The 23,480-nt window shown below is 70.9% G+C and carries 16 protein-coding genes; 11 read left to right on the top strand and 5 right to left on the bottom strand.

All coding sequences use genetic code 11. From position 1 onward, the window contains the following. Positions 1-257 precede the first annotated feature (257 nt). The 7 genes from ACFXAZ_RS11035 (at position 258) to ACFXAZ_RS11005 (ending at position 9,331) form a co-directional block, all read left to right on the top strand. Positions 258-2,012 carry a S8 family serine peptidase gene (locus tag ACFXAZ_RS11035; RefSeq protein WP_384587737.1) on the top strand — a complete coding sequence of 585 codons (1,755 nt, stop codon included), beginning with the start codon at positions 258-260 and terminating at the stop codon, positions 2,010-2,012. Positions 2,013-2,168: 156 nt separating this feature from the next. Continuing rightward, a complete protein-coding gene (locus tag ACFXAZ_RS11030) occupies positions 2,169-3,344 on the top strand; it encodes a DUF4190 domain-containing protein (protein ID WP_384587690.1) in 1,176 nt (391 codons plus the stop codon). A 147-nt stretch (positions 3,345-3,491) separates the two neighbouring features. Continuing rightward, a complete protein-coding gene (locus ACFXAZ_RS11025) occupies positions 3,492-4,244 on the top strand; it encodes a GntR family transcriptional regulator (protein WP_382684825.1) in 753 nt (250 codons plus the stop codon). Between the two features lie 415 nt (positions 4,245-4,659). Then, positions 4,660-4,848 (top strand): SPOR domain-containing protein, encoded by a 189-nt coding sequence (locus tag ACFXAZ_RS11020; protein WP_384587686.1) that lies wholly within the window; start codon positions 4,660-4,662, stop codon positions 4,846-4,848. 387 nt (positions 4,849-5,235) lie between these two features. Further along, a complete protein-coding gene (locus tag ACFXAZ_RS11015; RefSeq protein WP_384587683.1) occupies positions 5,236-5,652 on the top strand; it encodes a (deoxy)nucleoside triphosphate pyrophosphohydrolase in 417 nt (138 codons plus the stop codon). A gap of 347 nt (positions 5,653-5,999) precedes the next feature. Further along, positions 6,000-6,443 (top strand): ATP-binding protein, encoded by a 444-nt coding sequence (locus ACFXAZ_RS11010; RefSeq protein WP_384587680.1) that lies wholly within the window; start codon positions 6,000-6,002, stop codon positions 6,441-6,443. A 251-nt stretch (positions 6,444-6,694) separates the two neighbouring features. Then, a complete protein-coding gene (locus tag ACFXAZ_RS11005) occupies positions 6,695-9,331 on the top strand; it encodes a SpoIIE family protein phosphatase (protein ID WP_384587677.1) in 2,637 nt (878 codons plus the stop codon). 226 nt (positions 9,332-9,557) lie between these two features. Here the strand turns inward: ACFXAZ_RS11005 and ACFXAZ_RS11000 are convergent, their stop codons facing one another. The 5 genes from ACFXAZ_RS11000 to ACFXAZ_RS10980 form a co-directional block, all read right to left on the bottom strand. Beyond that, complete coding sequence (locus ACFXAZ_RS11000; RefSeq protein WP_384587674.1) at positions 9,558-10,517, bottom strand: hypothetical protein; 960 nt, start codon at positions 10,515-10,517, stop codon at positions 9,558-9,560. A 619-nt stretch (positions 10,518-11,136) separates the two neighbouring features. After that, complete coding sequence (locus ACFXAZ_RS10995) at positions 11,137-11,910, bottom strand: succinate dehydrogenase/fumarate reductase iron-sulfur subunit (protein WP_384587671.1); 774 nt, start codon at positions 11,908-11,910, stop codon at positions 11,137-11,139. Then, positions 11,907-13,838 (bottom strand): fumarate reductase/succinate dehydrogenase flavoprotein subunit, encoded by a 1,932-nt coding sequence (locus ACFXAZ_RS10990; protein ID WP_384587668.1) that lies wholly within the window; start codon positions 13,836-13,838, stop codon positions 11,907-11,909. The genes ACFXAZ_RS10995 and ACFXAZ_RS10990 overlap by 4 nt, the downstream gene beginning before the upstream one ends. A gap of 21 nt (positions 13,839-13,859) precedes the next feature. After that, positions 13,860-14,693, bottom strand: a complete 834-nt coding sequence (locus tag ACFXAZ_RS10985; RefSeq protein ID WP_384587665.1) for a hypothetical protein — start codon at positions 14,691-14,693, stop codon at positions 13,860-13,862. A gap of 72 nt (positions 14,694-14,765) precedes the next feature. Continuing rightward, entirely contained in the window at positions 14,766-15,053 is a 288-nt protein-coding gene (locus ACFXAZ_RS10980; protein WP_384587662.1) for a hypothetical protein, read from the bottom strand. A gap of 328 nt (positions 15,054-15,381) precedes the next feature. Between ACFXAZ_RS10980 and ACFXAZ_RS10975 the strand changes: the two genes are divergently transcribed. From ACFXAZ_RS10975 to ACFXAZ_RS10960, 4 genes are all read left to right on the top strand, one after another. Then, positions 15,382-17,553 (top strand): ABC transporter family substrate-binding protein, encoded by a 2,172-nt coding sequence (locus ACFXAZ_RS10975; RefSeq protein WP_384587658.1) that lies wholly within the window; start codon positions 15,382-15,384, stop codon positions 17,551-17,553. A gap of 495 nt (positions 17,554-18,048) precedes the next feature. Beyond that, complete coding sequence (gene typA / locus ACFXAZ_RS10970) at positions 18,049-19,956, top strand: translational GTPase TypA (RefSeq protein WP_384587655.1); 1,908 nt, start codon at positions 18,049-18,051, stop codon at positions 19,954-19,956. 460 nt (positions 19,957-20,416) lie between these two features. After that, a complete protein-coding gene (locus ACFXAZ_RS10965; protein WP_384587652.1) occupies positions 20,417-21,463 on the top strand; it encodes an ABC transporter permease in 1,047 nt (348 codons plus the stop codon). Between the two features lie 102 nt (positions 21,464-21,565). Then, positions 21,566-23,356 carry an ABC transporter substrate-binding protein gene (locus tag ACFXAZ_RS10960; protein ID WP_384587649.1) on the top strand — a complete coding sequence of 597 codons (1,791 nt, stop codon included), beginning with the start codon at positions 21,566-21,568 and terminating at the stop codon, positions 23,354-23,356. Positions 23,357-23,480 lie beyond the last annotated feature (124 nt).

The raw sequence follows: 23,480 nt of genomic DNA, 5'->3' as shown, positions 1-23,480 counted from the left end.
CGGGTGGGGGGACAGCGATCCCCGGCCGGCGCCGTGCTGTGGGTGTGTCATGTCGGGCGCGTGGCATGGGTGTTACGTCCGTGCGGGGCCCCTTGTGCATTTTCTGTGGAGGCAGCAGTGTTTCGGCTGAGACACCGGCACGCCCTCTGGATTGACATGGACCTGTCATTCAGGCCTGCCCTTCATGGGTTCGCGTGCCGCGGCACCCCCCACATCCCGGCGCACCACCGATGAGGAGGATCCCTCGGATGGCAGTGATGCGTACTCCCCACGGCACGGACCACGGCACGGCACCCGGCACGGACCGCCCCGCGACCCGCTCCGCCCGGCGAAGACTGACGGCGATCAGCGTGTTCGCCTCGGCGGCCCTGGCCGCCGGTCTCGTCTCCGCCCTCCCCGCGGGCGCGGCCCCCGCCGCCGAAGGGCACATCCAGTACGAGGGCGCGGCGAACGCCGTCGCCGGCAGTTTCATCGTCACCCTCAAGGCCGACCACGCCCGCGCGGGCACCGCCGCCGGCAAGGCCATCACCGACAAGTACGGCGCGAGCATCGAGCGCACGTACAAGAAGGCCCTCAACGGCTACGCGATCGAGGCCACCGAGGCCGAGGCCAAGCGCCTCGCCGCCGACCCGGCCGTCGTCTCCGTGGTCCAGGACCGCACCTTCAGCATCGAGGCGACCCAGCCCAACCCGCCCTCCTGGGGCCTGGACCGCATCGACCAGCGCAATCTCCCGCTGAACAGCTCCTACACCTACCCGGACACGGCCGGAGCGGGCGTCACCGTCTACGTCATCGACACCGGCGTCCGCATCACCCACAGCGACTTCGGCGGCCGGGCCGGCTATGGCTACGACGCCATCGACAACGACAACATCGCCCAGGACGGCCACGGCCACGGCACCCATGTCGCCGGCACCGCCGCGGGCACCGCCCACGGCGTCGCCAAGCAGGCGAACATCGTCGGCGTGCGCGTCCTGAACAACGCCGGGTCGGGTACGACCGCCCAGGTCGTCGCCGGTATCGACTGGGTCGCCCAGAACGCCGTCAAGCCCGCCGTGGCCAACCTGTCCCTCGGTGGCGCCGCCGACAGCGTGCTCGACACGGCTGTGCGCAACGCCGTCGCCTCCGGCGTCACCTTCGCCGTCGCGGCCGGCAACGAGTCGACCGACGCCTCCACCCGCTCGCCCGCCCGGGTCGCCGAGGCCATCACCGTCGGCGCCACCACCTCCACCGACGCCAAGGCCGGCTACTCCAACTACGGCACGATCCTGGACCTGTTCGCCCCGGGCTCGACGATCACCTCGGCCTGGAACACCAGCGACACGGCCACCAACACCATCAACGGCACCTCGATGGCGAGCCCGCACGTGGCCGGAGCGGCGGCGCTCCACCTGGCGGCCAACCCGACGGCCACCCCGGCCCAGGTCTCCGCGGCGCTGACCACCGCCGCCACGCCCAACGTCGTCACCAGCCCCGGCACCGGCTCCCCGAACCGGCTGCTGTACGTCGGCAGCGACGCCCCGAACCCGCCCGGACCGCGGTTCGAGAACACCGGTGACTACGCGATCGCCGACAACACCACCGTCGACTCCCCGGTGACCGTCTCCGGCGTCAGCGGCAACGCGCCCGCCGCGCTGGCCGTCGAGGTGCACATCGTGCACACCTACATCGGTGACCTCCAGATTCAGCTGATCGCCCCGGACGGCACCGCGTACACCCTCAAGGCGTACGGCACCGGCGGCAGCGCGGACAACATCGACACCACGTACGCGGTGAACGCCTCCGCCGAAGTCGCGGGCGGCACCTGGCTGCTGCGGGTCAGCGACAACGCGGCCGTCGACACCGGACGCATCGACGCGTGGGCGCTCCAGTTCGTCGGCCATCCCCGCGCAATCTTTGACGGGGTCCGACTGCCACACCCCACCCACCTCACACCCTCGACCTGGCGGCGGGCGCGGGGCCCCCGCCCCGCCGCGCGGACGAGGCATGCGCAGTTCCCCTCGGCCCCCTGACTTCCGCCCTCGCCGCCCGAATCACCCTCTCCTCGCCCTCTCCTCGCCCTCCCCGTAATCACATTCCGTCCGTGTGTTCCCGCCGCATACGATGCCCGGACCCGCGCGTCCCGTCGCGGAACCCCCCGAGTCGTCCCAGCCAGGAGCACGGCACCTGTGTCCATACCCCCGCCGCCCGCAGGCCCTCAGCCGCCGCCCGGCTCCCACCCGCCGCCGGGCCCGTATCCGCCGCCGGGCCCGTATCCCCAGCAGCCGTGGGTGCCGTACCCGCCCCAGCGCCCCACGGTCAACGCGCTCGCCGTCGCCGCGCTGGTGCTCGGCATCCTGTGCCTGGTGCCCGCCGTCGGCCTGGTGCTCGGTCTGGTGGCGCTGGCCCAGATCCGCCGCACGGGCGAGCGCGGCAAGGGCATGGCGATCACCGGCGCGGCCCTCTCGACGGTGGGCCTGCTGCTGACCACGCTGTTCTTCACCACGGGCGCGTCCTCCGACCTGTGGGACGACGTCCAGGACAACGTGCTCCAGAGCAGCGGGCTGTCCGTCGACAAGGGCACCTGCTTCAACACCCCCACCGGCAACTCCGAGGGAGTGATGTACGACGTCGAGGAGGTGCCCTGCGCGGCGCGGCACCAGGGCGAGGTGCTCGGCACCGTCACCCTGCCCGACGGGGCCTTCCCCGGCGACACCCGGGTCGCGGAGCTGGCCGACGAGCGCTGCTACGCGCTTGAGGTCGACTACGCCATGGACGACTGGGCCGTGCCGGACCACGTGGATGTGTACTACCTCGTCCCGACCGGCACCAGCTGGAGTCTCGGCGACCGGGAGATCACCTGCTTCTTCGGCCACGCCGAGGTCGACGGCAAGCTCACCGGCTCACTGCGCGCCGACGAGACCACCCTGGACGAGGGCCAGGTGATCTACCTCACGGCCGAGCGGATCCAGAACGAGGCGATCGACACGGCCCCCGAGGAGTACGTCGAGGACGATCTGCCGGGGCATCAGCAGTGGGCGTGGCGGGTCGACTCGGCGCTCGCCGAGCAGATCGCGACCCTCGAAGGGCACACCTGGCCCGCCGATGCCGAGCGGCCGGTCGCGGACCTGCTGGCGGATCTGCGCGAGGCGCGGAGTTCCTGGGCGATGGCCGCCGGGACGGACGACGTCGACACCTTCTACGAGCACATGGACAAGGGCTTCGAGCTGACCGACCCCGAGCGCACGGTCACCGCGCGCGAGGCTCTGGGACTGGCCACGACCCCGCCGTCGTACGACCTGGACGACTCGGACTCGGGCGGCACCGGGGTCAGCAGCGGAGGCACGGGCGAACTCGACGTGTGAGCGCGGCGATAACGGGGAGAAAGTGCCTGCGTAAAGCAGCCCCCGGCGCGGCGTCATCACATCGAGTGATTCTCTGGCCTTTGCTTGCACCGTACAACCCACGGTTGCGACGCTGTTGCTGTCTGTACAACCTGATGGGAGCGGCCAGTGACATTCGGTGAGCAGCCGGCGTACCTGCGCGTCGCGGGTGATCTCCGCAAGAAGATCGTCGACGGTCAGCTGCCGCCGCACACCCGCCTCCCGTCCCAGGCCCGCATCCGCGAGGAGTACGGCGTCTCGGACACGGTCGCGCTGGAGGCGCGCAAGGTGCTGATGGCCGAGGGCCTGGTCGAGGGCCGCTCCGGGTCCGGGACCTACGTCCGGGAGCGGCCGGTGCCCCGCCGCATCGCCCGCTCCGGGTACCGCAGCGGCAGCGGGGCCACGCCCTTCCGTCAGGAGCAGGCCGACGCCGGGGCGCGCGGCACCTGGGAATCGGGCAGCGCGCAGACCGAGGCGGGCGGGGCCATCGCCGAGCGGCTCGGGATCCCGGCCGGGGAGCGGGTGATGCGCACCCGGTACGTGTTCCGGGAGGCCGGTGAGCCAATGATGCTCTCCACCTCCTGGGAACCCCTCTCCGTCACCGGCCGGACGCCCGTGATGCTGCCCGAGGAGGGCCCGCTGGGCGGGATGGGCGTGGTGGAGCGGATGGCCGCGATCGACGTCGTCGTGGACAACGTGACGGAGGAGGTCGGCGCCCGTCCCGGACTGGCGGAGGAACTGCTCGCCCTCGGGGGTGTTCCCGGCCATGTGGTGATCGTCGTGCAGCGCACGTTCTACGCCTCCGGGCTGCCGGTGGAGACGGCGGACGTGGTGATCCCGGCGGACCGCTACCGCGTGGCGTACCACTTGCCGGTGCGTTAGCGGGGCCCGGCGCCCGGGTGGTGAAACGGCGCGCCCTCCCCGGTGGCGCGCTCCCCGTGTCCGGGTGCGCTCCTCATGACCCAGCGCGCGCCGTCGCGCAAGACCGCCTGCGGTGACGGCCCGTCCCGGGGTGACCCACGGGCCGTGGGGGCCCGGTGTTCGCGCAGGTGGACGGGGCGGGTCGAGCGCCCGCGGGCAAGGGATGCACGGGAGTGTGCGGAGGGCGCGTTCGGCGGCGTGCGCCCCCTGTGTCCTGGCTGGTTGCGTGCCTCTTTGTGAAAAGCCGTATTCGCTGCGTGAAGGTAAGGCGTAGGCTCGGGCATATGCGGATTGCGGTTTCCTTATCGGGTGGGGTTCGGCCGAGGGCGCGGGTGGGGACCAGATGCGTCGGGGCACAAAGGGGCGGTGGGGCGCGATGAACGACAGCACGGTCATACTTCCCTGGCTCGTGATACGGCAGGACGACAACGGCAACCGCTACCGCGTGGGGAGATACGCCACCCGCGCCGAGGCCCAGGGCATAGCCGACAGCCTCGACAGCCGGGGCCACAAGCAGCTCTATTTCGTGGAGTGCATCGACGGCACGAACGGCCCGCCGGACTGACGCCCCGCCGGACCGACGCCCGCGAGTGCCGGTCCGCCTGACCGGCGAGGCGCTTGACCGGCGCTCGGCTCGACCGGCGGGGAGCCCCTCCGGCGAGGCAGGTGCCCGGCTGACGAAGTGTCCGGCTGATGAGTGACCGGTTCGGTGAGGCGCCTGATGGGTGAGGTGTCCGGGCGTTGGAGCGCCTGATGGGTGAGGCGCCCTGCCGGTGACCCGCCCGGCTGTCGAGGCGTCGATTGGTGCGGCGCCCGAGGGGCGAAGGGGCTGACCGGCGCGACACCCGGCCCGTGAAGCGCGCCGCCTGACGTAGCGCCCGGTCGGCTGTGCGCACCCGTCGGCGAACCGTGCCCGGAGGGTGTCGCACGCGCTCGGGCTAGGCTCCGGCGCATGACCGAACACACCGTGGTGGTGGGAGCCGCCCTGTTCGACGGCGTCCGGCTGCTCGCCGCCCGCCGCAGCGCCCCGCCCGAACTGGCCGGCCGATGGGAACTGCCCGGCGGCAAGGTCGAGCCCGGCGAGCGCCCCGAGGCGGCCCTGGTCCGCGAACTGCGCGAGGAACTCGGCGTGATCGCCCTGCCGGTGGCCCGGGTCCCCGGTGAGTGGCCCCTGAGACCCCCGTACGTCCTCCAGGTCTGGACGGCCCGACTCCTGCCGGACTCCCCGGCCCCGCGACCCCTCCAGGACCATGACGCCCTGCGTTGGCTGGAGCCCGACGAGATCTGGGACGTCGACTGGCTGGACCAGGACGTCCCGGCGGTCCGCGAGGCCGTCGCCGGGGGAGTCGCCGACGTACATCGCGGTTGACCCGTATCCATACCCGCACCCGGACTCGTACCGCACCTGCACCCTCCCGTGCCGCACCCGCACCCACCCCCATCCGCAGCCACCCACCCCCGCCGTACCCGCAGCCCCACCGCACCCGCGCCCCCACCCCCACCGCACCCGCGTCTCGACCCACCCCAACCCGCGCCGCCCGCGCGTAGATGGCCGGTTCCCGGCGCACCCCCCGGCGCACAATTCCCACGCCACCCCCCGGGTCACGCGCTGTGTACGCCCTGGGTGCCTCGGTGCGCCTGACCGTTTCCTTACCCGAGTCTCAGATTCGACGGCGATACACCCCCCTAAATGCCGGGTATGTGCCTATTAACCCCATGAAATCGGACAACCGTGGGCTCGGGGTCTGGGAAGTGATCGGTGTGATCGACACCGAAGGTGAGCGTGTGGAGTGGACCTTTCCCGCGGACCCGGGAGCCGTGCGCACAGCGCGGGCCCGGGTCCGTGAGCAGCTCAATGGCTGGTCCCTGGAGAGCCTCAGTGATATCGCCGCACTGCTGGTCAGCGAGCTGGTGACCAACGCGCTGCGGCACGCGGACGGCCCCGTGGGACTGCGGCTGCGGCGGCGTCCGGGGGCGCCCGAGGTGCTCCTCGTGGAGGTCTCCGACCCGCTCCCGGACCTGCCGACCGAGCGCGCTCCCGAGCCCGAGGACGAGAGCGGACGGGGTCTGCTTCTGGTCGCCTCGTCGGCCCACCGATGGGGCACACGGCCCGACGACAGCGGTAAGACGGTGTGGTTCGAACTGGCGGTACCGGGGTGAATCGGGTGTACAGGCGAGGTGCCGCTGTCCCGTCCGTGGTTCAGGCCACCGGAGGTTGCCCCCGCGTGTGGTTCGACGGTGTGTCCGCTGGTTAGAAGACTGATTGTGTTCTCGCAGCGCGGGCCGAAATGCACCCGGCCCGTGCTGTGATCGTGAACACCGTGTTGTACGGCCCCGTAGTGCTGGATACTGCGGGCAGCCGCCACCCGGTGACCGGTGCCGGGCGCGGTGAGCTGGAGGGGACGGTTCGCGTGAGCGAGATACCAGCGAAGGCCACGGAGTCCGAGGACCCGTCGGGCCGAGCGAGGCGCATTGCCGTACCGGCATCGGCCCGCTCGGCGGACGGCGTTCTCGCCCTGGGCGAGGCGCGGCCCGGCGACGCCCTGTGGCAGAGCAGCCCGCCCGGATCGCTCTACGACTACATCAAGGTCGCCTCCTTCTCCATCGGCCCCGACGGACTGGTCGACCAGTGGAGCCTGCGCGCCGAGCAGCTCTTCGGCATCCCCGCCGAACGGGCCATCGGCATGGACCCCATCGACGCCTTCGTCGACCCCGATCTGCGCGAGCGCGGCCAGCACAAGATGGCCGAGATCCTCGACGGACGGGAGTGGACCGGGGTCGTGCCGTTCCGGACACCCCGGCACCTGGACGGCACCCCGGGCGAGGACGGGCTGGCCGAGGTGTACGTGATGCCGACCCGGGCCGAGAGCGGCGAGAAGGCCGCCGTGTGCATCGTCATCGACGTCCGCGTACTGCGCCGGATCGAGACCGACCTCGCCGCCTCGCAGTCGATTTTCGGCCAATCTCCGTTCGGGTTCGTGCTGATCGACACCGACCTCAAGGTGCGCCGCGCCAACACCCGCTTCGCCTCCGTGTTCGGCGGCGTCCCCGACGACCACCGCGGCCGGAGCGTGCACGACTATCTGCCCCGCTCCGAGGCCGACCGGGTGCTGGCCACCCTGCGCCGGGTGCTGGAGAGCGGCGAGGCCATCACCGACATGCACATCACCGGGTACGTCCCCGGCTCCGAGGACCGCCGCCACTGGTCCGTCAATCTCTACCGGGTGCACAGCGGCACCGGCCGCCCCATCGGCATCGCCTGGCTCGGCATCGACATCACCGCCCGCCGCGCCGCCGCCCGCGAGGCCGCCGCCGCCCGCCGCAATCTCGCCCTGCTCAACGAGGCCGGTGCCCGCATCGGCAACTCCCTCGACCTGGAGACCACCGCCCGCGAACTCCTCGACGTCGCCGTCCCCGGCTTCTGCGACCTCGCCAGCGTCGACCTCTACCAGGGCCTGCTGGCCGGCGACGAGACCCCGCCCGGCCTCGCCGACGGCAGCGCCGAACTGCGCCGCGTCGCCTACGCCAGTGCCGTCGCCGACCTGCCCTTCGCCGGGACGACCGCCCCCGTCCAGGTCGGCGCGGTCCACCACTTCGCCTTCAACTCGCCGCACGCCGACGCCCTGCGCGCCGCCCGCACCCGGTACGTCCCGGCGGAGGAGGGCGGCCTGGTGCAGTGCACCCTCGCCGTGCCGATGGTCGCCCACGACACCGTCGTGGGACTGGCCCAGTTCTCCCGTACGAAGGGCAGCGAGCCGTTCGGCGACCGGGACCGGGACCTCGCCGTCGAACTCGCCGCGCGCGCCGCGGTCTGTATCGACAACGCGCGCCTGTACCGCCGTGAGCACGAGCGCGCGCTGATACTGCAACGGTCCCTGCTGCCGCCCGGCGACCCGGTCGCCTCCGGCCTCGACATCGCCTGCCGCTACCGCCCCGGCAACGCCTCCACCGGCCGCCCCAGCGAGGTCGGCGGCGACTGGTTCGACGTCATCGAACTGCCCGGCCACCGCACCGCGCTGGTCGTCGGCGACGTCATGGGCCGCGGTCTGCGCGCCGCCGTCGCCATGGGCGAACTGCGCACCGCCGTACGCACGCTGGCCCAGCTCGATCTCGAACCCGCCGAGGTGCTCTCCCAGCTGGACGAGATCGCGCGTGGCCTCGGCACCCCCGGGGGCATCCAGCAGGCCACCCGCGCGGCCCGCCGCCCCCGCGAGGCCGACCTGTCCGAGGTGTACCTCGCGACCTGCGTCTACGCCGTCTACGACTCCGTCACCCGGCGCTGCACCTTCGCCAACGCGGGCCATCTGCCGCCGGTCCTCGTCGAACCCGGCGAGAGCGCGCTGATGCTCGACGTGCCGCCCGGCATGCCGCTCGGCGTCGGCGGTGAACCTTTCGAGGAGGTCGAGGTCGAACTCCCCGAGGGTGCGCTGCTCGCGCTCTACACGGACGGTCTGGTCGAGTCCCGGCACCATCCGCTGGACGAGGGGCTGCAAGCGTTCGTCGGCGCGCTCACGGATCCCTCGCGTCCCCTGGAGGACGTCTGCGATCACGTCCTGACCACGCTCGACACCCATCACGGTGAGGACGACATCGCCCTGCTCATGGCCCGCGTCCAGGGGCTGCCCGCCGAGTCCGTCGGCGACTGGACGCTGCCGCGCGAGCCGCGCAGTGTGGGGCGCGCGCGGGAGTACGCGCGCGGGCAGTTGCTGAGCTGGGATCTGGAACCGCTGGTCGACACCACCGAGTTGCTGGTGAGCGAGTTGGTGACGAACGCGCTGCGGTACGGGGAGGGGGAGATCCGGCTCCGGTTGCTGCTCGATCGCACGCTGGTGTGCGAGGTGTGGGACTCCGGGCTGGTGCAGCCTCGGCGGCGGCGGGCGCGGGACACGGACGAGGGGGGGCGGGGGCTTCAGCTGGTCGGGCTGCTCTCCGCTGCGTGGGGCTCGCGCCGGACGCCTCGGGGGAAGACGGTGTGGTTCGAGCTGCCCCTGCCGGACGGGGAGGGTGGGCTGACGGATCCGGCGGAGGCGTTGCTGAGTCTGTTTTAGCGGCGGGCGGTTCGGTCGTGTGCCGGGCGCGGCTCTCGTCGTGGCTGGTCGCGCCCCGCGCCCCTGAAAGCCTGCGCCGCTTCCCCACGCTCCCGGAGTCCCGGCGTTGCCCCCGCCCAAAAGACTGCGCAGTTCCCCGCGCCCCTGGGAGACATGGCGTGCCCGCGTCCCCAATGTCGCGGGGTTCCCCTTGCCCGCCAGACCGACGGCGGCGTTTCCCTCCCGCCTAGGAAACCCTTCGCGCCCTCGTTCCGGGGCCGCCGTAGCTCGGTGGTGGGCCGGCTTGCTCCTCCTGGTCCAGGAGGATGCCGCCCAGGATCGCCCCCGCCACCCCCGCCGCGTGGGCGGATTCGTCCGCGTACGGGTTGCCATGGGTGCGGACGTCCTGTTCGGCGAGGTCGCGGGACAGGCGGGCCTTGGTGTCGGCTTCGGCGGGGTTGGTGGTGAGGAGGCGGAAGGCCGTTGCCAGATGGGTGCGGGGGGTCGCCGAGACGGCCGCGCGGTGGGTGGTGATGTATGCGTCCGCCGTCTCCGTCGTGCTGCGGGCCAGCAGCGAGGCCGCTGCCGCCAGGGCTCCGGACCGGCCGTTCGCGGAGACGAGGGTCCGGCGCAGGAGGGTCAGCGGATCGTACGGGGTCTCCGACGCCAGGTCCTTCCGTACGGCGGTCAGGGCCGCGTCGCCCTCCGTCTCCGCCTCGGTCAGCGCGGCCGGGAGCAGGGTGTCGGCGGCGGTGAGGTCCCGCGCCAGGCCCGTCACCGCGTCCAGCAGGACCGCCGCCTGGGACACCGCCCCCTCGGCGGCGCGCAGCTCGGCCGCCGCCGGGTCGGGTTCGCCCAGGTCGGAGCGCTGGTGGGACTGGTTGAGGCGCAGGGCGGCGAAGACCAGCCGGTCCCTGGCCTGCTCGACGAAACCGGTGACGGGGGCCGGCGCCCCGGGCCCGTGGCGGCGGGCGAGGTCCGTGAGGGTCCGCTCCGCCGGGGCGACCCGGGCCGTCAGGTCGCGGAAACGGGTCTCCGCCCGCGCCAGCGCCGGGGCCAGGTCGCTCTCCAGGCGGCGGGCCGCGTCCAGGGCGGGGCGCCTGCGCGTCCAGCAGCCGGCCCGCCTCCTCGCACCGCCCGGCGATCCCGGTGAGCGCCTGACGCCGGGCGCTGTCCTCCTCCGGTACGCCCTCGTCGTACCGCTCACGGATCGCGAAGGCCGCCGACAGTTCCGTCTCGGCGTGGCGCAGGGCGTGCCGGAAGGGGGCGGCGGTCCGCTCGTCCCAGCCGGCGGCGGCGAAGTCCAGTTCCTCGCGGCTGGCGCGGACGCTGTCGTCGGCCGCCACCAGCAACGCCCTCGAACGCTCGTCCAGTTGGGGGAGAAGGGACGGGGCGGACCCGGGCGCCGCCGGTGTCGTACGGCCCGTCCTGCGGTGGGTGCGGCGGAGATAGCCGTACGTGCCCGCGACCACCGCCCCCACCGCCACCACCAGCGGCAGGGCGAGATCGGCCGCCGACGTGCCGTCCTGCTGGGCGGCCGGGCCCGCGCCGGGGGTGGCCGGGGCCTGGTCGCGCGTTCCGTGGAGCGCCAGGCCCAGCCACAGCACCGCTATCACGATGCCGACCACCGACTGGGCCAGGCGCGCGGATATGTGGGCCTTGGCCCGCCTGGGCCTGCCCCGGATCAGGGAGCGCGTCACATTTCGGAGCGTAGGGGGAGGAATACGGCTCCGCGAGCGGGGTGTGGCACCCGGATACCCGCTCGCCCGGATACCCGCTCGCCCGGATACCCGCTCGCCCGGATACCCGGTCGTCCGGTCACCCGGCTACGAGGTGGAGCGCCTCCTGATCTTCGAGCCCAGCCACACCAGCGGGTCGTACTTGCGGTCGACCGCCCGTTCCTTCAGCGGGATCAGCGCGTTGTCGGTGATCTTGATGCCTTCGGGGCAGACCTCCGTGCAGCACTTGGTGATGTTGCAGTAGCCCAGGCCGTGCTCGTCCTGGGCGGAGGTCTTGCGGTCCAGGCCGCTCTCCGCGGCGGCGTCCAGCGGATGCATGTCCAGCTCGGCGACCCGCATCAGGAAGCGCGGGCCCGCGAACGCCCGCTTGTTCTCCTCGTGGTCGCGCACCACATGGCAGGTGTCCTGGCACAGGAAGCACTCGATGCACTTGCGGAACTCCTGCGAGCGGTCCACGTCCTCCTGGAACATCCGGTACTCGCCCGGCCCGAGATCCTCCGGCGGGACGAAGGCGGGGACCTCGCGGGCCTTGGTGTAGTTGAAGCCGACGTCGGTGACCAGGTCACGGATGACGGGGAAGGCGCGCAGCGGGGTGACGGTGACGGTCTCGTCGCGTGCGAAGACCGACATCCGGGTCATGCACAGCAGCCGGGGGCGCCCGTTGATCTCCGCCGAGCACGAGCCGCACTTGCCCGCCTTGCAGTTCCAGCGCACCGCCAGATCGGGGGCCTGGGTGGCCTGGAGGCGGTGGATGATGTCGAGCACCACCTCGCCGTCGTTGACCTCGACCTTGAAGTCCTCCAGGCCGCCGCCCCCGGTGTCGCCGCGCCACACCTTGAAACGGGCCTCGTAGCCGCTCACTCGTACAGCTCCTCTTCGGGCAGGTACTTGACCAGCTCCTCCTTGTCGAACAGGGCGAGCAGGTCCGGGCGGATGGGGTCGGTGTTCTCCCGGGTGAGCGCGATCTGGCCGCGCTCGGGGCCGGTGGCGGCGAGTCCGCCTTCAGGGTCGCCGAGCGCGCAGAGCAGATTGACGTCGCGCCAGCGGCGGTCCATCTCCGGGTGGTCCTCGCGGGTGTGGCCGCCGCGCGACTCGGTGCGCTCCAGCGCGGCCCGCGCCACGCACTCGCTGACCAGCAGCATGTTCCGCAGGTCCAGGGCGAGGTGCCAGCCCGGGTTGAACTGGCGGTGCCCCTCGACCCCGGCCCGGCGGGCCCGTACCCGCAGCTCGGCCAGTTTCGCCAGGGCCTGCTCCATCTCGCCCTCGCGGCGGATGATGCCCACCAGGTCGTTCATGGTCTGCTGAAGCTCCTGGTGCAGGGTGTACGGGTTCTCCGGCGGCCCCGCGCCCCCGGCCTCCTCGGCGGAGAACGGGCGCAGCGCCTCGGCCGCCGCCGCGTCCACCGCGCTCTCCGGCGCCCGGGGACGCGCCCCCGCCCCGGCCGCGTGCTCGGCGGCGTGCCAGCCCGCCCGGCGGCCGAAGACCAGCAGGTCGGACAGGGAATTGCCGCCCAGGCGGTTGGAGCCGTGCATGCCGCCCGCCACCTCACCGGCCGCGTACAGCCCCGGCACCCCGCGCGCCGCCGCCGTGTCGGACTCGACGGCGATGCCGCCCATCACGTAGTGGCAGGTGGGACCGACCTCCATGGCCTCGGCCGTGATGTCCACGTCCGCCAGCTCCTTGAACTGGTGGTACATCGACGGCAGCCGGCGTTTGATCACCTCGGCGGGCATCCGGGTGGAGACATCGAGGAAGACCCCGCCGTGCGGGGAGCCCCGGCCCTCCTTGACCTCGGAGTTGATCGCGCGGGCGACCTCGTCGCGGGGGAGCAGTTCGGGCGGGCGCCGGTTCTTCTCCGGGTCGTCGTACCAGCGGTCGGCCTCGGACTCGGTCTCGGCGTACTTCTCCTTGAAGACGTCCGGGACGTAGTCGAACATGAACCGCTTGCCCTCGGAGTTGCGCAGCACCCCGCCGTCGCCGCGCACCGACTCGGTGACCAGGATGCCCTTCACGGACGGCGGCCAGACCATGCCGGTCGGATGGAACTGCACGAACTCCATGTTCAGCAGCGGCGCCCCGGCCAGCAGCGCGAGCGCGTGGCCGTCGCCGGTGTACTCCCACGAGTTCGACGTCACCTTGAAGGACTTGCCGATGCCGCCGGTCGCGATCACCACGGCCGGCGCCTCCAGGACGAAGAAACGGCCGCTCTCGCGGTCGTAGGCGAAGACCCCCGCGACCCGGCCGTCCTCGTCCTTCAGGATGCGGGTGACCGTGCACTCCTGGAACACCTTCAGCCCGGACTCGTAGTCGCCGGTCGCGCGGTGGTCCTCCTGCTGGAGGGCGACCGTGCGCTGCTGGAGGGTGCGGATCAGCTCCAGGCCGGTGCGGTCGCCGACGTGCGCGAGCCGTGGATACTCGTGCCCGCCGAAGTTGCGCTGCGAGATCCGGCCGTCCTTCGTCCGGTCGAACAGCGCGCCCCAGGTCTCCAGCTCCCACACCCGGTCCGGGGCCTCCTGGGCGTGCAGCTCGGCCATCCGCCACTGGTTGAGGAACTTCCCGCCGCGCAGGGTGTCGCGGAAGTGCGTCTGCCAGGTGTCGTGCTCGTTGGCGTTGGCCATCGCGGCGGCGATCCCGCCCTCCGCCATCACGGTGTGCGCCTTGCCGAACAGCGACTTGCAGATCACGGCCGTACGGGCGCCCCGCTCGCGCGCCTCGATCGCCGCCCGCAGCCCGGCACCCCCGGCCCCGACCACGACGACGTCCCACTCCTGCCGATCGACCACGGACATCAGAAACACCTTTGCTAGCTGCTAGAAGAGGGCCGGATCGTCGAAGGCGCCGGACGCCACCAGGTACACGTAGAAGTCGGCGAGCGCCACGCTCACCAGCGAGGCCCAGGCGAGCTGCATGTGGCGGGCGTTCAGCTTCCCGACCCACTGCCACATGCGGTAGCGCACCGGATGCCGGGAGAAGTGCTTGAGCTTGCCGCCGACGATGTGCCGGCAGGAGTGGCAGGAGAGGGTGTACGCCCAGATCAGCACGATGTTGACGAGGAAGACCAGGGTGCCCACACCCATGTGGCCCCACTCGTAGTGCTCGTTGCGGAAGCTCAGCGCGGTGTCCCAGGTGAGGATCCCGGCGACCAGCAGGGCGGCGTAGAAGAAGTACCGGTGGATGTTCTGGAGGATCAGCGGGAAGCGGGTCTCGCCCGTGTACGTCCGGTGCGGTTCGGCGACCGCGCAGGCGGGCGGGGAGGCCCAGAAGCCGCGGTAGTACGCCTTGCGGTAGTAGTAGCAGGTCAGCCGGAAGCCGAGTGGGAAGATCAGGATCAGGATGGCCGGTGACAGGCCCCACCAGCTCCCGAAGATCTCCCAGTTGGGCCCGCCGCGCATGGGCTCGCAGTTCTCCGCCAGACAGGGGGAGTAGAAGGGCGAGACGTACGGGGCCGCGTAGTAGTGGGCGTTGGAGAAGGCCCGCCAGGTCGAGTACGCGATGAAGGCGAGCAGCCCGGCGGCGGTGGCGGCCGGCGCGAGCCACCAGCGGTCGGTGCGCAGATGGGAGGCGGCGATCGCGGCGCGGGAGGCACCGCGGACGCCGCCTCGCGGATCGGGTCGGGTGGCTGGGCGTTCCGTACCAGTTGCCAACGGATGACTCCGGTCGGGGTTCGGGGGCTGGGCCGCCGAGCGGGCGGCCGGTTCCCCGGCCGCCCGGCGGTCTCAGGGCGCACGCCGGTCGCGAGCGCCGAGGCCCTCGTCGTCCGTGTCCACCCACAGGCTGTTGTCGTAGGGCGTGTCGGGGATGGTGACCAGTTCCGGGCGGCGCGGCGCGGCGGGCGTGGCCGCCGCCGCCCGCAGCAGCGCGACGCTCTCGCGCAGGTGTTCGCAGTCGGTACGGACGCGGCGGACATCGAGCCCCTCGCCCATCTGCTGCTCCAGGCGCCGGACCGACCGGGCCATGTCGTCGAGGCACTTCTGGATCGACGTCAGTTCGTCGTGCACGGACATCACGTGACCTCATTTCCGTCGGAATCTCCGTCGGAACGCGGCTCCGGGCCGGCGTGGACGGCGACGTTCATGCGCCTGCGAGTGTCGCGCGTCACACCGGCCGCTGGGAAGGGACGTGCACCGATTGGCCGAGGCGTACGGGTGTGCAGCCCCGGCGGCTGGGCCGCCCGGGTGACATTCCCGCGCGTCGGCGCCGTGTCGCCCCGCGTTGCCGAACCCTTTCCTCTTCAGTGGCCGTATATGGAGAAATCATCCGATCAACTCCATATACGTAAATTCCCGGCCACTCATGACCATAACTCCCGCGGTTCCCCGGAGGTAAGCAGAGATGTCCCACCCCGTCGGTCCGCGCGCGGTGCTGCGCTCGGTCGTCTTTCTCACCGCGGGAGCCCTCGCGGTGACGGCCCTGTCCGGCTGCGGCTCGGACGACCCCTCCGGCAAGCCGCTGGCCGGTCAGGACATCGCCCCGGCCGCCCGGGACCAGGTCGCCGACACCGGCACGCTGCGCTGGGCGGTGGACGCCGTACCGGAGACGCTCAACGCCTTCCAGTCCGACGCCGACGCCACCACCACCAAGGTCGCGCAGGCCGTGCTGCCCTCGATGTTCCGGCTGGACGCCAACGGCCGCCCGCAGGTCAACGCCGACTTCCTGGAGTCCGCCAAGGTCGTCAAGACCGAACCGCGCCAGGTCGTGCTCTACAAGCTCCACCAGCAGGCGGTCTGGAGCGACGGGCGGGAGATCGGCGCCGCCGACTTCGCCGCCCAGTGGCGGGCCCTGAACGGCAAGAACAGCTCCTACTGGACCGCCCGCAACGCCGGGTACGACCGGATCGCGCGGATCGAGCGGGGCAAGAACGACCTGGAGGTCCGGGTCACCTTCGCCAAGCCCTACGCGGACTGGCGCTCGCTGTTCTCCCCGCTGTACCCGAAGGAGGTCATGGGCACCCCGGACTCCTTCAACGACGGGGCGCGCACCAAGCTCAAGGTCACCGCCGGGCCGTTCGCCGTCAAGAAGATCGACCGCAAGGCCGACGAGATCACGCTGGCGCGCAATCCGCGCTGGTGGGGCGAGCCGACCAAGCTCTCCCAGATCGTGCTGCGGGCGGTGCCGCGCGACGAGCGGACGACCGCGCTGGCCGAGGGCAGGGTCGACCTCGCGGAGGTCGACGCGCCGGGGGCCCGCAAGATCGAGCCGGCGCCGCCGAAGGGCGCGGCGGGGGCCGAGGGCGAGAAGGATGGGTCCGGCAAGGACGGCGCCGGCAAGACGCCGGTGCGGGCGCTGACCGCCGAGGAGCGGGCGCTCAGCGGCTTCGAGGTCCGCCGCTCGCTGGAGCCCGCGTACACCCAGCTCGCGCTGAACGGCGAGGAGGGCCCGCTGGCCGACGAACGGGTGCGCCGGGCGGTGGCCCGCGCGCTGGACCGCGAGAAACTGGCGAAGCTGGTCCTCAAGCCGCTGGGCCTGCCCACGAAGCCGGTCGGCAGCCATCTGGCGCTGTCCGGCCAGGCCGCCTACGCCGACAACAGCGGGGCCCTGGGCGACCAGGACACCAAGGAGGCGCGGGCGCTGCTCGCGGACGCCGGGTGGGTGCCGGGGGCGCCGAAGGGCAAGGGCGAAAAGGCGGCCGGGTCGAAGGGCGAGGAGTCCAAGGACGGCTCGGAGTCGGAGGCCGAGGACGAGTCGCAGGGCGGGGAGGACGGCGCGTACATCGTCGGCGAGGACGGCAAGGCGCGGAGCGACTCCGCGCAGAACGCCGCGAACGCCGAGAGCGGCGCCGAAGGCGGGGCCGCCGATGACGCGACGCGGCACGACACGCACGACGGCGCGAATCTGGCGCAGGACGGCAAGCAGTACGTCGGCGACCAGCTGAAGCAGGGCGGGGCGCCGGGGGCGTACGCGCCCAAGGGCACCGCGGCTCCGGCGGAGGTCCCGGCCGGGCCGGTGACCAAGGACGGCAAGCCGATGAAGCTGCGGTTCGTGGTGCCGTCGGGCAAGGGCTCGGAGACGCTGCGGGCGGTGGCGGAACGTATCTCCAAGATGCTGGACGAGGTCGGTATCCCCACCGAGACGAAGAAGGTCGACGACGAGAGCTACTTCAAGGACCACATCGCCTCCGGCGACTACGACCTCGCGCTCTACTCCTGGCCCGCCTCCGCCTACCCCGCGACCGACGCCCGGCCGATCTACGCCAAGCCGGTCCCGGCGGCCGACGGGTCGCTGAACGTCGAGCAGAACTACACACGGGTCGGCACGGACCAGGTCGACCAGCTGTTCGACCAGGCGATCTCGACGCTGAACGAGGGCGAGACCCATTCCCTCATCCGCAAGGCGGACGCGCGGATCTGGGCGGCGGCGGGGTCGATCCCGCTGTACCAGCGGCCCCAGCTGGTGGCGGCGCGGAAGGATCTGGCCAACGCCGGGGCCTTCGGGTTCGAGACGCCGGTGTATCAGGACATGGGGTTCCTGAAGAAGAAGGGGAAGGACTCCGGCAAGGGGGAGTAGGGCCCTGGGCAGGACCGGGTTCTGGGCAGGATCAGGTTCTGGGCGGCTGCGGAAGTCGTTCGGGCGCGGGTGGACTGTGGCTGGTCGCGCAGTTCCCCGCGCCCCTTTGCGTCGGCTCAGCCGCCCCATGACTCCACGGGACCCCCAAGATCCCCGTCCCCCCCAAGACTCCCGCCCCCCCAAGACTCCCGCCCCCCCAAGACCCCCGCCCCCCCAAGACGCCTCGCCCCCCAAAGACGCCCCGCACCCAAAGACGCCCCGCACCCAAAGACACCTCGGCCCCAAAGACGCCCCGCCCCCAAAGACGCCTCGGCCCCCAAAAAAAGCGCCTCGGACCCCCTAAGGCGGCTCCCACCTGCGCCGACCCGCCCGGTGAGCCCCCGCGGCGGCGGGCCCGTACCATGGGGTGAGGCCGTGGCATGTCAAGCCCGGCATGGCCCGCGTGACACAGACGTAGACGCAGGCCGTCCTCACACTCCGGGAGTACGCCGCAATATGGCCACGCGCCACGACATCCGCAACGTCGCCATCGTCGCCCACGTCGACCACGGCAAGACGACCATCGTCGACGCCATGCTCAAGCAGGCCGGCGCCTTCGCCGCGCACCAGCTGGAGTCGGTCGACGACCGGGTCATGGACTCGAACGACCTGGAGCGTGAGAAGGGCATCACGATCCTCGCCAAGAACACGGCGGTCAAGTACCACCCGAAGGCCGGCGGCGACGTCATCACGATCAACATCATCGACACCCCCGGCCACGCCGACTTCGGCGGCGAGGTCGAGCGCGGGCTGTCGATGGTCGACGGTGTGGTGCTCCTCGTCGACGCCTCCGAGGGCCCGCTGCCGCAGACCCGCTTCGTGCTCCGCAAGGCGCTCCAGGCCCGGCTGCCGGTGATCCTCTGTATCAACAAGACGGACCGCCCCGACGCCCGTATCGACGAGGTGGTCAATGAGACGTACGACCTCTTCCTCGACCTGGACGCCGACGAGGAGCAGATCGAGTTCCCGATCGTCTACGCCTGCGGCCGGGACGGCATCGCCTCGCTGACCAAGCCGGACAACGGCACGGTCCCGGCCGACAGCGACAGCCTGGAGCCGTTCTTCTCCACCATCCTGGAGCACATCCCGGCGCCGGTCTACGACGAGGAGGCCCCGCTCCAGGCCCATGTGACCAACCTGGACGCGGACAACTTCCTCGGCCGGATCGCGCTGCTGCGGGTCGAACAGGGCGAGCTGCGCAAGGGCCAGACCGTGGCCTGGATCAAGCGGGACGGCACGGTCGCCAATGTCCGTATCTCCGAGCTGATGATGACCGAGGCGCTCACCCGCAAGCCCGCCGAGAAGGCCGGCCCGGGTGACATCTGCGCGGTCGCCGGTATCCCGGACATCATGATCGGCGAGACCCTCGCGGACACCGAGAACCCGATCCCGCTGCCGCTGATCACGGTGGACGAGCCCGCCATCTCGATGGTGATCGGCACCAACACCTCGCCGCTGGTCGGCCGGGGCGGCACCGGCAAGGGCGCCGAGAACAAGGCGGTGGTCAAGGACCGCAAGGTGACCGCCCGCCAGGTCAAGGACCGCCTCGACCGTGAGCTGATCGGCAATGTCAGCCTGCGGGTGCTGGACTCCGAGCGGCCGGACGCCTGGGAGGTGCAGGGCCGCGGCGAGCTGGCGCTGGCCATCCTGGTGGAGACCATGCGCCGCGAGGGCTACGAGCTGACCGTCGGCAAGCCCCAGGTGGTCACCAAGGACGTCGACGGCAAGGTGTACGAGCCGGTCGAGCGGATGACGGTCGATGTGCCGGAGGAGCACATGGGCGCGGTCACCCAGCTGATGGGCGTCCGCAAGGGCCGGATGGACAACATGTCCAACCATGGCTCGGGCTGGGTCCGGATGGAGTTCGTGGTGCCCTCGCGCGGACTGATCGGATTCCGGACAGAATTTCTGACCCAGACCCGGGGCACGGGCATCGGGCACTCCATCCACGAGGGCTTCGAGCCCTGGTTCGGCCCGCTCCAGACCCGTAACAACGGCTCGCTGGTGGCCGACCGGGCCGGGGCGGTCACCGCGTTCGCGATGACGAACCTCCAGGAGCGCGGAGTGCTCTTCGTGGACCCCGGCACCGAGGTGTACGAGGGCATGATCGTCGGTGAGAACTCGCGCGCCGACGACATGGACGTCAACATCACCAAGGAGAAGAAGCTCACCAACATGCGGTCCTCCACGGCCGATGTGACCGAGTCGATCGTCCCGCCGCGCAGGCTGTCGCTGGAGCAGTCGCTGGAGTTCTGCCGGGACGACGAGTGTGTCGAGGTGACCCCGGAGTCCGTTCGCATTCGCAAGGTGAACCTGGACCAGCGGGGGCGGGCCCGCGCCGCGAGCCGGGCCAAGCACGGCTGACCCACTCGTCACGCCCCGTACCGGGACGACAACCCGGTCCTCCGTCCGCGGGGGGCCGGGTTATTCGGCGTTCCCTCGCGAGGTCCGTAACCGAGCCGTACGCTCCCCCGGGGGGACGCTTCGGATGCCGAGCGCGGCCCCTGTTTCCGCGCGCCCCGGATCGCCCCCCGCGACCCTTAAAGCACTGTTCGGATATCGGTGAGCCAGCGATCAAGTTTCGGACATGTAAACCAAAAAATCGTCCCTAGATGTCCATTTCGCCGGTTTGTCGTCTCACATGTCAAGCGCGCGCAGGTGTCGATCCTCGCAATTTTTGCTCAAAATATGCACGGTAGGGAGATCCCTATGCCTTCCGCCCTTGACGCGCGTTGATGCACTTGGCGAAAGTTCCCCCAAACCACAGAACCTGCCGGTATCTGTGCTGCGCTCAGCTCTCCAACCCCCCGGGGGAAGAACACACATGACCAGTCCAACCAAGGCCGAGGGCTCGGGGTCCGCGGTCGCCTTGGACCCTGAGCTCGAAACGACCTCCCCGGTCGCCCCGGGCGAGAAGAAGCTTGAGGGGCGTTCCCCCGGGCAGCTGATGTGGCAGCGCTTCAAGCGTGACCGTACCGGGATGCTGTGCGCGGGTGTAGTGATTTTCTACTTCGTGATCGCGCTGCTGGCGCCGGTCCTCACCAGCATCAGCGGCACCAACCCGTACACGCTCTACGGGCAGGACCCCACCTACTCCGACCGGCCCGTGCTGGACGCCTTCGGCCTGCCGCTCGGATACTTCGGCGGGGTCTCGGGGACCCACTGGTTCGGTGTCGAGCCGCAGTACGGCCGCGACCTCTTCGCCATGCTCGTCTATGGCATGCGCACGTCGCTGTTCATGGCGCTGGGTGTGACCACCCTGCTGATGATCACCGGTGTCACCCTCGGTCTGATCGGCGGCTACTTCGGCGGCCGTACCGACTACTGGATCGGCCGCGTCACCGACTTCTTCCTCTCGTTCCCGAGCCAGCTGTTCTTCATCGCCTTCATGCCGGTGGTGACCGCGTTCTTCGTGGACCCCCAGGAGGAGACCCCCACCTACTTCCGGGCGCTGGCCATCCTGATCGTGCTGTGGCTCCTCGGCTGGATGGGCATGGCCCGGCTGGTCCGCTCGACCGTGCTGTCACTGCGCGAGCGGGAGTTCGTGGAGGCCGCCAAGGTGTCCGGTGCCTCACCCCTGCGCATCGTTCGCAAGGAGATCCTGCCGAACATCGTCTCGCCGATCCTGGTGCAGTTCACGTACCAGCTGCCGAGCACGATCCTCACCATCGCCTTCCTCTCCTTCGCCGGTGTGGGCTTCGTCGAGCCGACTCCGGACTGGGGCCGGCTGTTCGCCGCCGGCGCGAAGTACGCGGAGACGGATCCGGCGTTCATGTTCTTCCCCGGTGTGGCACTGGTGATCTTCATCCTGTGCTTCAACCTCCTCGGGGACTCCGTACGGGATGCCTTCGACCCCAAGTCCGGTCGGTGAAGCGTCCGTTGGTGGGGGGTGGCTGCCGCCCCCGCGTCGGCCTACCAGCCGCGTCAGGCAGTACTCATGGATAACAACCGACAAGTAGGTGCATTCACCGCTATGAAGACGTTCACCTCGCGCAGAGCACGCGCGATAGTCGTCGCGCTCGCGGTCGGCTCGCTCGCGCTCACGGGCTGCTCGGAGAACACGGGCTCCGAAGGCGCGACCTCCGACCAGGACCAGGAAGACGCCGCGGCCCAGTCGTCGGCGGTCACCTACGCCGACGCCGCCGCCTCCACCGGCCCCGCCGAGGAGGTCCCCGGTGCCCAGTCCGGCGGCACCCTCACCGTCTACCAGGAGTCGGGCCTGTCCCACCTGGACCCGGGCCAGATCTATGTCTCGGACGCCGGCCAGGTCGCCAACCTGCTCTTCCGCGGGCTGACCAACTTCGAGGAGGACGGCAAGGGCGGTGTCTCGGTCGTCGGCGACCTCGCCACCGACTCGGGCACGTCGTCCGACGGCGGCAAGACCTGGACGTTCACGCTCAAGGACGGCATCAAGGACGAGAACGGCAAGGAGATCACCTCCGCCGACGTCCGCCACACCATCGAGCGCACCTACTCCGACTTCATCATCGAGGGTCCGTACTACGTCCAGACCTGGCTGAGCGGCGACGAGTACAAGAAGGAGCTGCCCGACGGCGGCTACGGCGACAAGCACCTGCCGGACAGCGTCCTGGAGACGCCGGACGACAAGACCGTCGTCTTCCACTTCGACACGGCGCGTCCCGACCTGCCGCAGACGCTCGCCATGCCGGGCTACTCCATCGTCCCGGAGGAGACCGACACCAAGGAGCAGTACGACAAGGCTCCGGTCTCCCTCGGCCCGTACAAGATCGCCGACTACAAGATCGGTAAGTCCCTCACGCTGGTCAAGAACGACCAGTGGGACCCGAACACCGACTCCGTGCGCCACCAGTACCTCGATGGCCTCGACATCCAGTTCGGCATCACCGAGTCGACCCAGACCCAGCGTCTGATCGCCGACCAGGGCGACGCCAAGAACGCCATCCAGCTGACCGGTGGCGTCGAGTCCACCCAGGTCCAGAAGGTCGTCAGCGACGCCGAGGTCAACAAGCGCACGATCCAGGGCTACCAGCCCTACGTGCAGGTGCTGAACTTCAACCTGGACCGGGTCAAGAACAAGAACGTCCGGGACGCCATCACCTACGCGGTGAACTCCAACTCGCTGATCGCCGGTGAGGGTGGCGCCTACGGTGGCGAGGTCGCCCCGAACCTGTTCGCGCCGACCCTGCCGGGCTACGAGGCGGACTACGACCCCTACGGCCGTCTGAAGACGCCGCAGGGCAACATCGAGAAGGCCGAAGAGCTGCTCGCTGACGTCCCGGCGGCCGAGAAGAAGCTCGTCTTCGCCTACTCCAACAGCGAGCAGGGCCAGAAGCGCAAGGTCGCCATCGAGGACGCGCTGACCAAGGTCGGCTTCGACATCGTCGCGAAGGAGGTCGACGCCGCGAGCTACTACGAGCAGATCGGCAAGATCGACAACGCGTACGACATCTACATCTCCGGCTGGGGCCAGGACTGGCCGTCCCCGGCCACCGTCGTCACCCCGGTCTACGACGGTTCGCTGATCGGCGACGGTTCGCCGAACTACTCGCACATCGACGACCCGAAGGTCCAGGAGCTGATCGAGAAGGCCCTGACCCAGGAGCCGACCGAGGCGCTGGCGACCTGGCAGGAGGCGCAGCACTACATCCTCGAAGAGGTCAACCCGGCCGCGCCGCTCTGGTACACCAAGCAGTTCCAGCTCTACGGCTCGAACGTCGGCGGTGCCCGTTACAGCACCGAGTCCAGCTACATCGACGTCACCCGGCTGTTCCTGAAGTCGTAGCCCTCTACGGCTGACCGCGGGAGTGCGCACCAGGCGGAGCGCGCGGCCCCCGGTCTCCCCCAACCACCCCCCCCGGCCCTGCATAACCGGCGCCCCCCCCACCGTGTGTTTCACAAGCCGCGCG

This window comes from Streptomyces sp. NPDC059477 (genome assembly GCF_042749375.1).
Taxonomy (GTDB): Bacteria; Actinomycetota; Actinomycetes; order Streptomycetales; family Streptomycetaceae; genus Streptomyces.
Note: the sequence above shows the minus strand (reverse complement) of the source record. Positions and strands in the feature narration are given on the sequence as shown.

Coding starts and splice junctions, on each gene's coding strand:
- typA (WP_384587655.1), top strand. CDS start 18,049: ATGGCCACGCGCCACGACATCCGCAACGTCGCCATCGTCGCCCACGTC.
- ACFXAZ_RS11035 (WP_384587737.1), top strand. CDS start 258: ATGCGTACTCCCCACGGCACGGACCACGGCACGGCACCCGGCACGGAC.
- ACFXAZ_RS10975 (WP_384587658.1), top strand. CDS start 15,382: ATGTCCCACCCCGTCGGTCCGCGCGCGGTGCTGCGCTCGGTCGTCTTT.
- ACFXAZ_RS10960 (WP_384587649.1), top strand. CDS start 21,566: ATGAAGACGTTCACCTCGCGCAGAGCACGCGCGATAGTCGTCGCGCTC.
- ACFXAZ_RS10965 (WP_384587652.1), top strand. CDS start 20,417: ATGACCAGTCCAACCAAGGCCGAGGGCTCGGGGTCCGCGGTCGCCTTG.
- ACFXAZ_RS10980 (WP_384587662.1), bottom strand. CDS start 15,053: ATGTCCGTGCACGACGAACTGACGTCGATCCAGAAGTGCCTCGACGAC.
- ACFXAZ_RS11020 (WP_384587686.1), top strand. CDS start 4,660: ATGAACGACAGCACGGTCATACTTCCCTGGCTCGTGATACGGCAGGAC.
- ACFXAZ_RS11015 (WP_384587683.1), top strand. CDS start 5,236: ATGACCGAACACACCGTGGTGGTGGGAGCCGCCCTGTTCGACGGCGTC.
- ACFXAZ_RS10990 (WP_384587668.1), bottom strand. CDS start 13,838: ATGTCCGTGGTCGATCGGCAGGAGTGGGACGTCGTCGTGGTCGGGGCC.
- ACFXAZ_RS11010 (WP_384587680.1), top strand. CDS start 6,000: ATGAAATCGGACAACCGTGGGCTCGGGGTCTGGGAAGTGATCGGTGTG.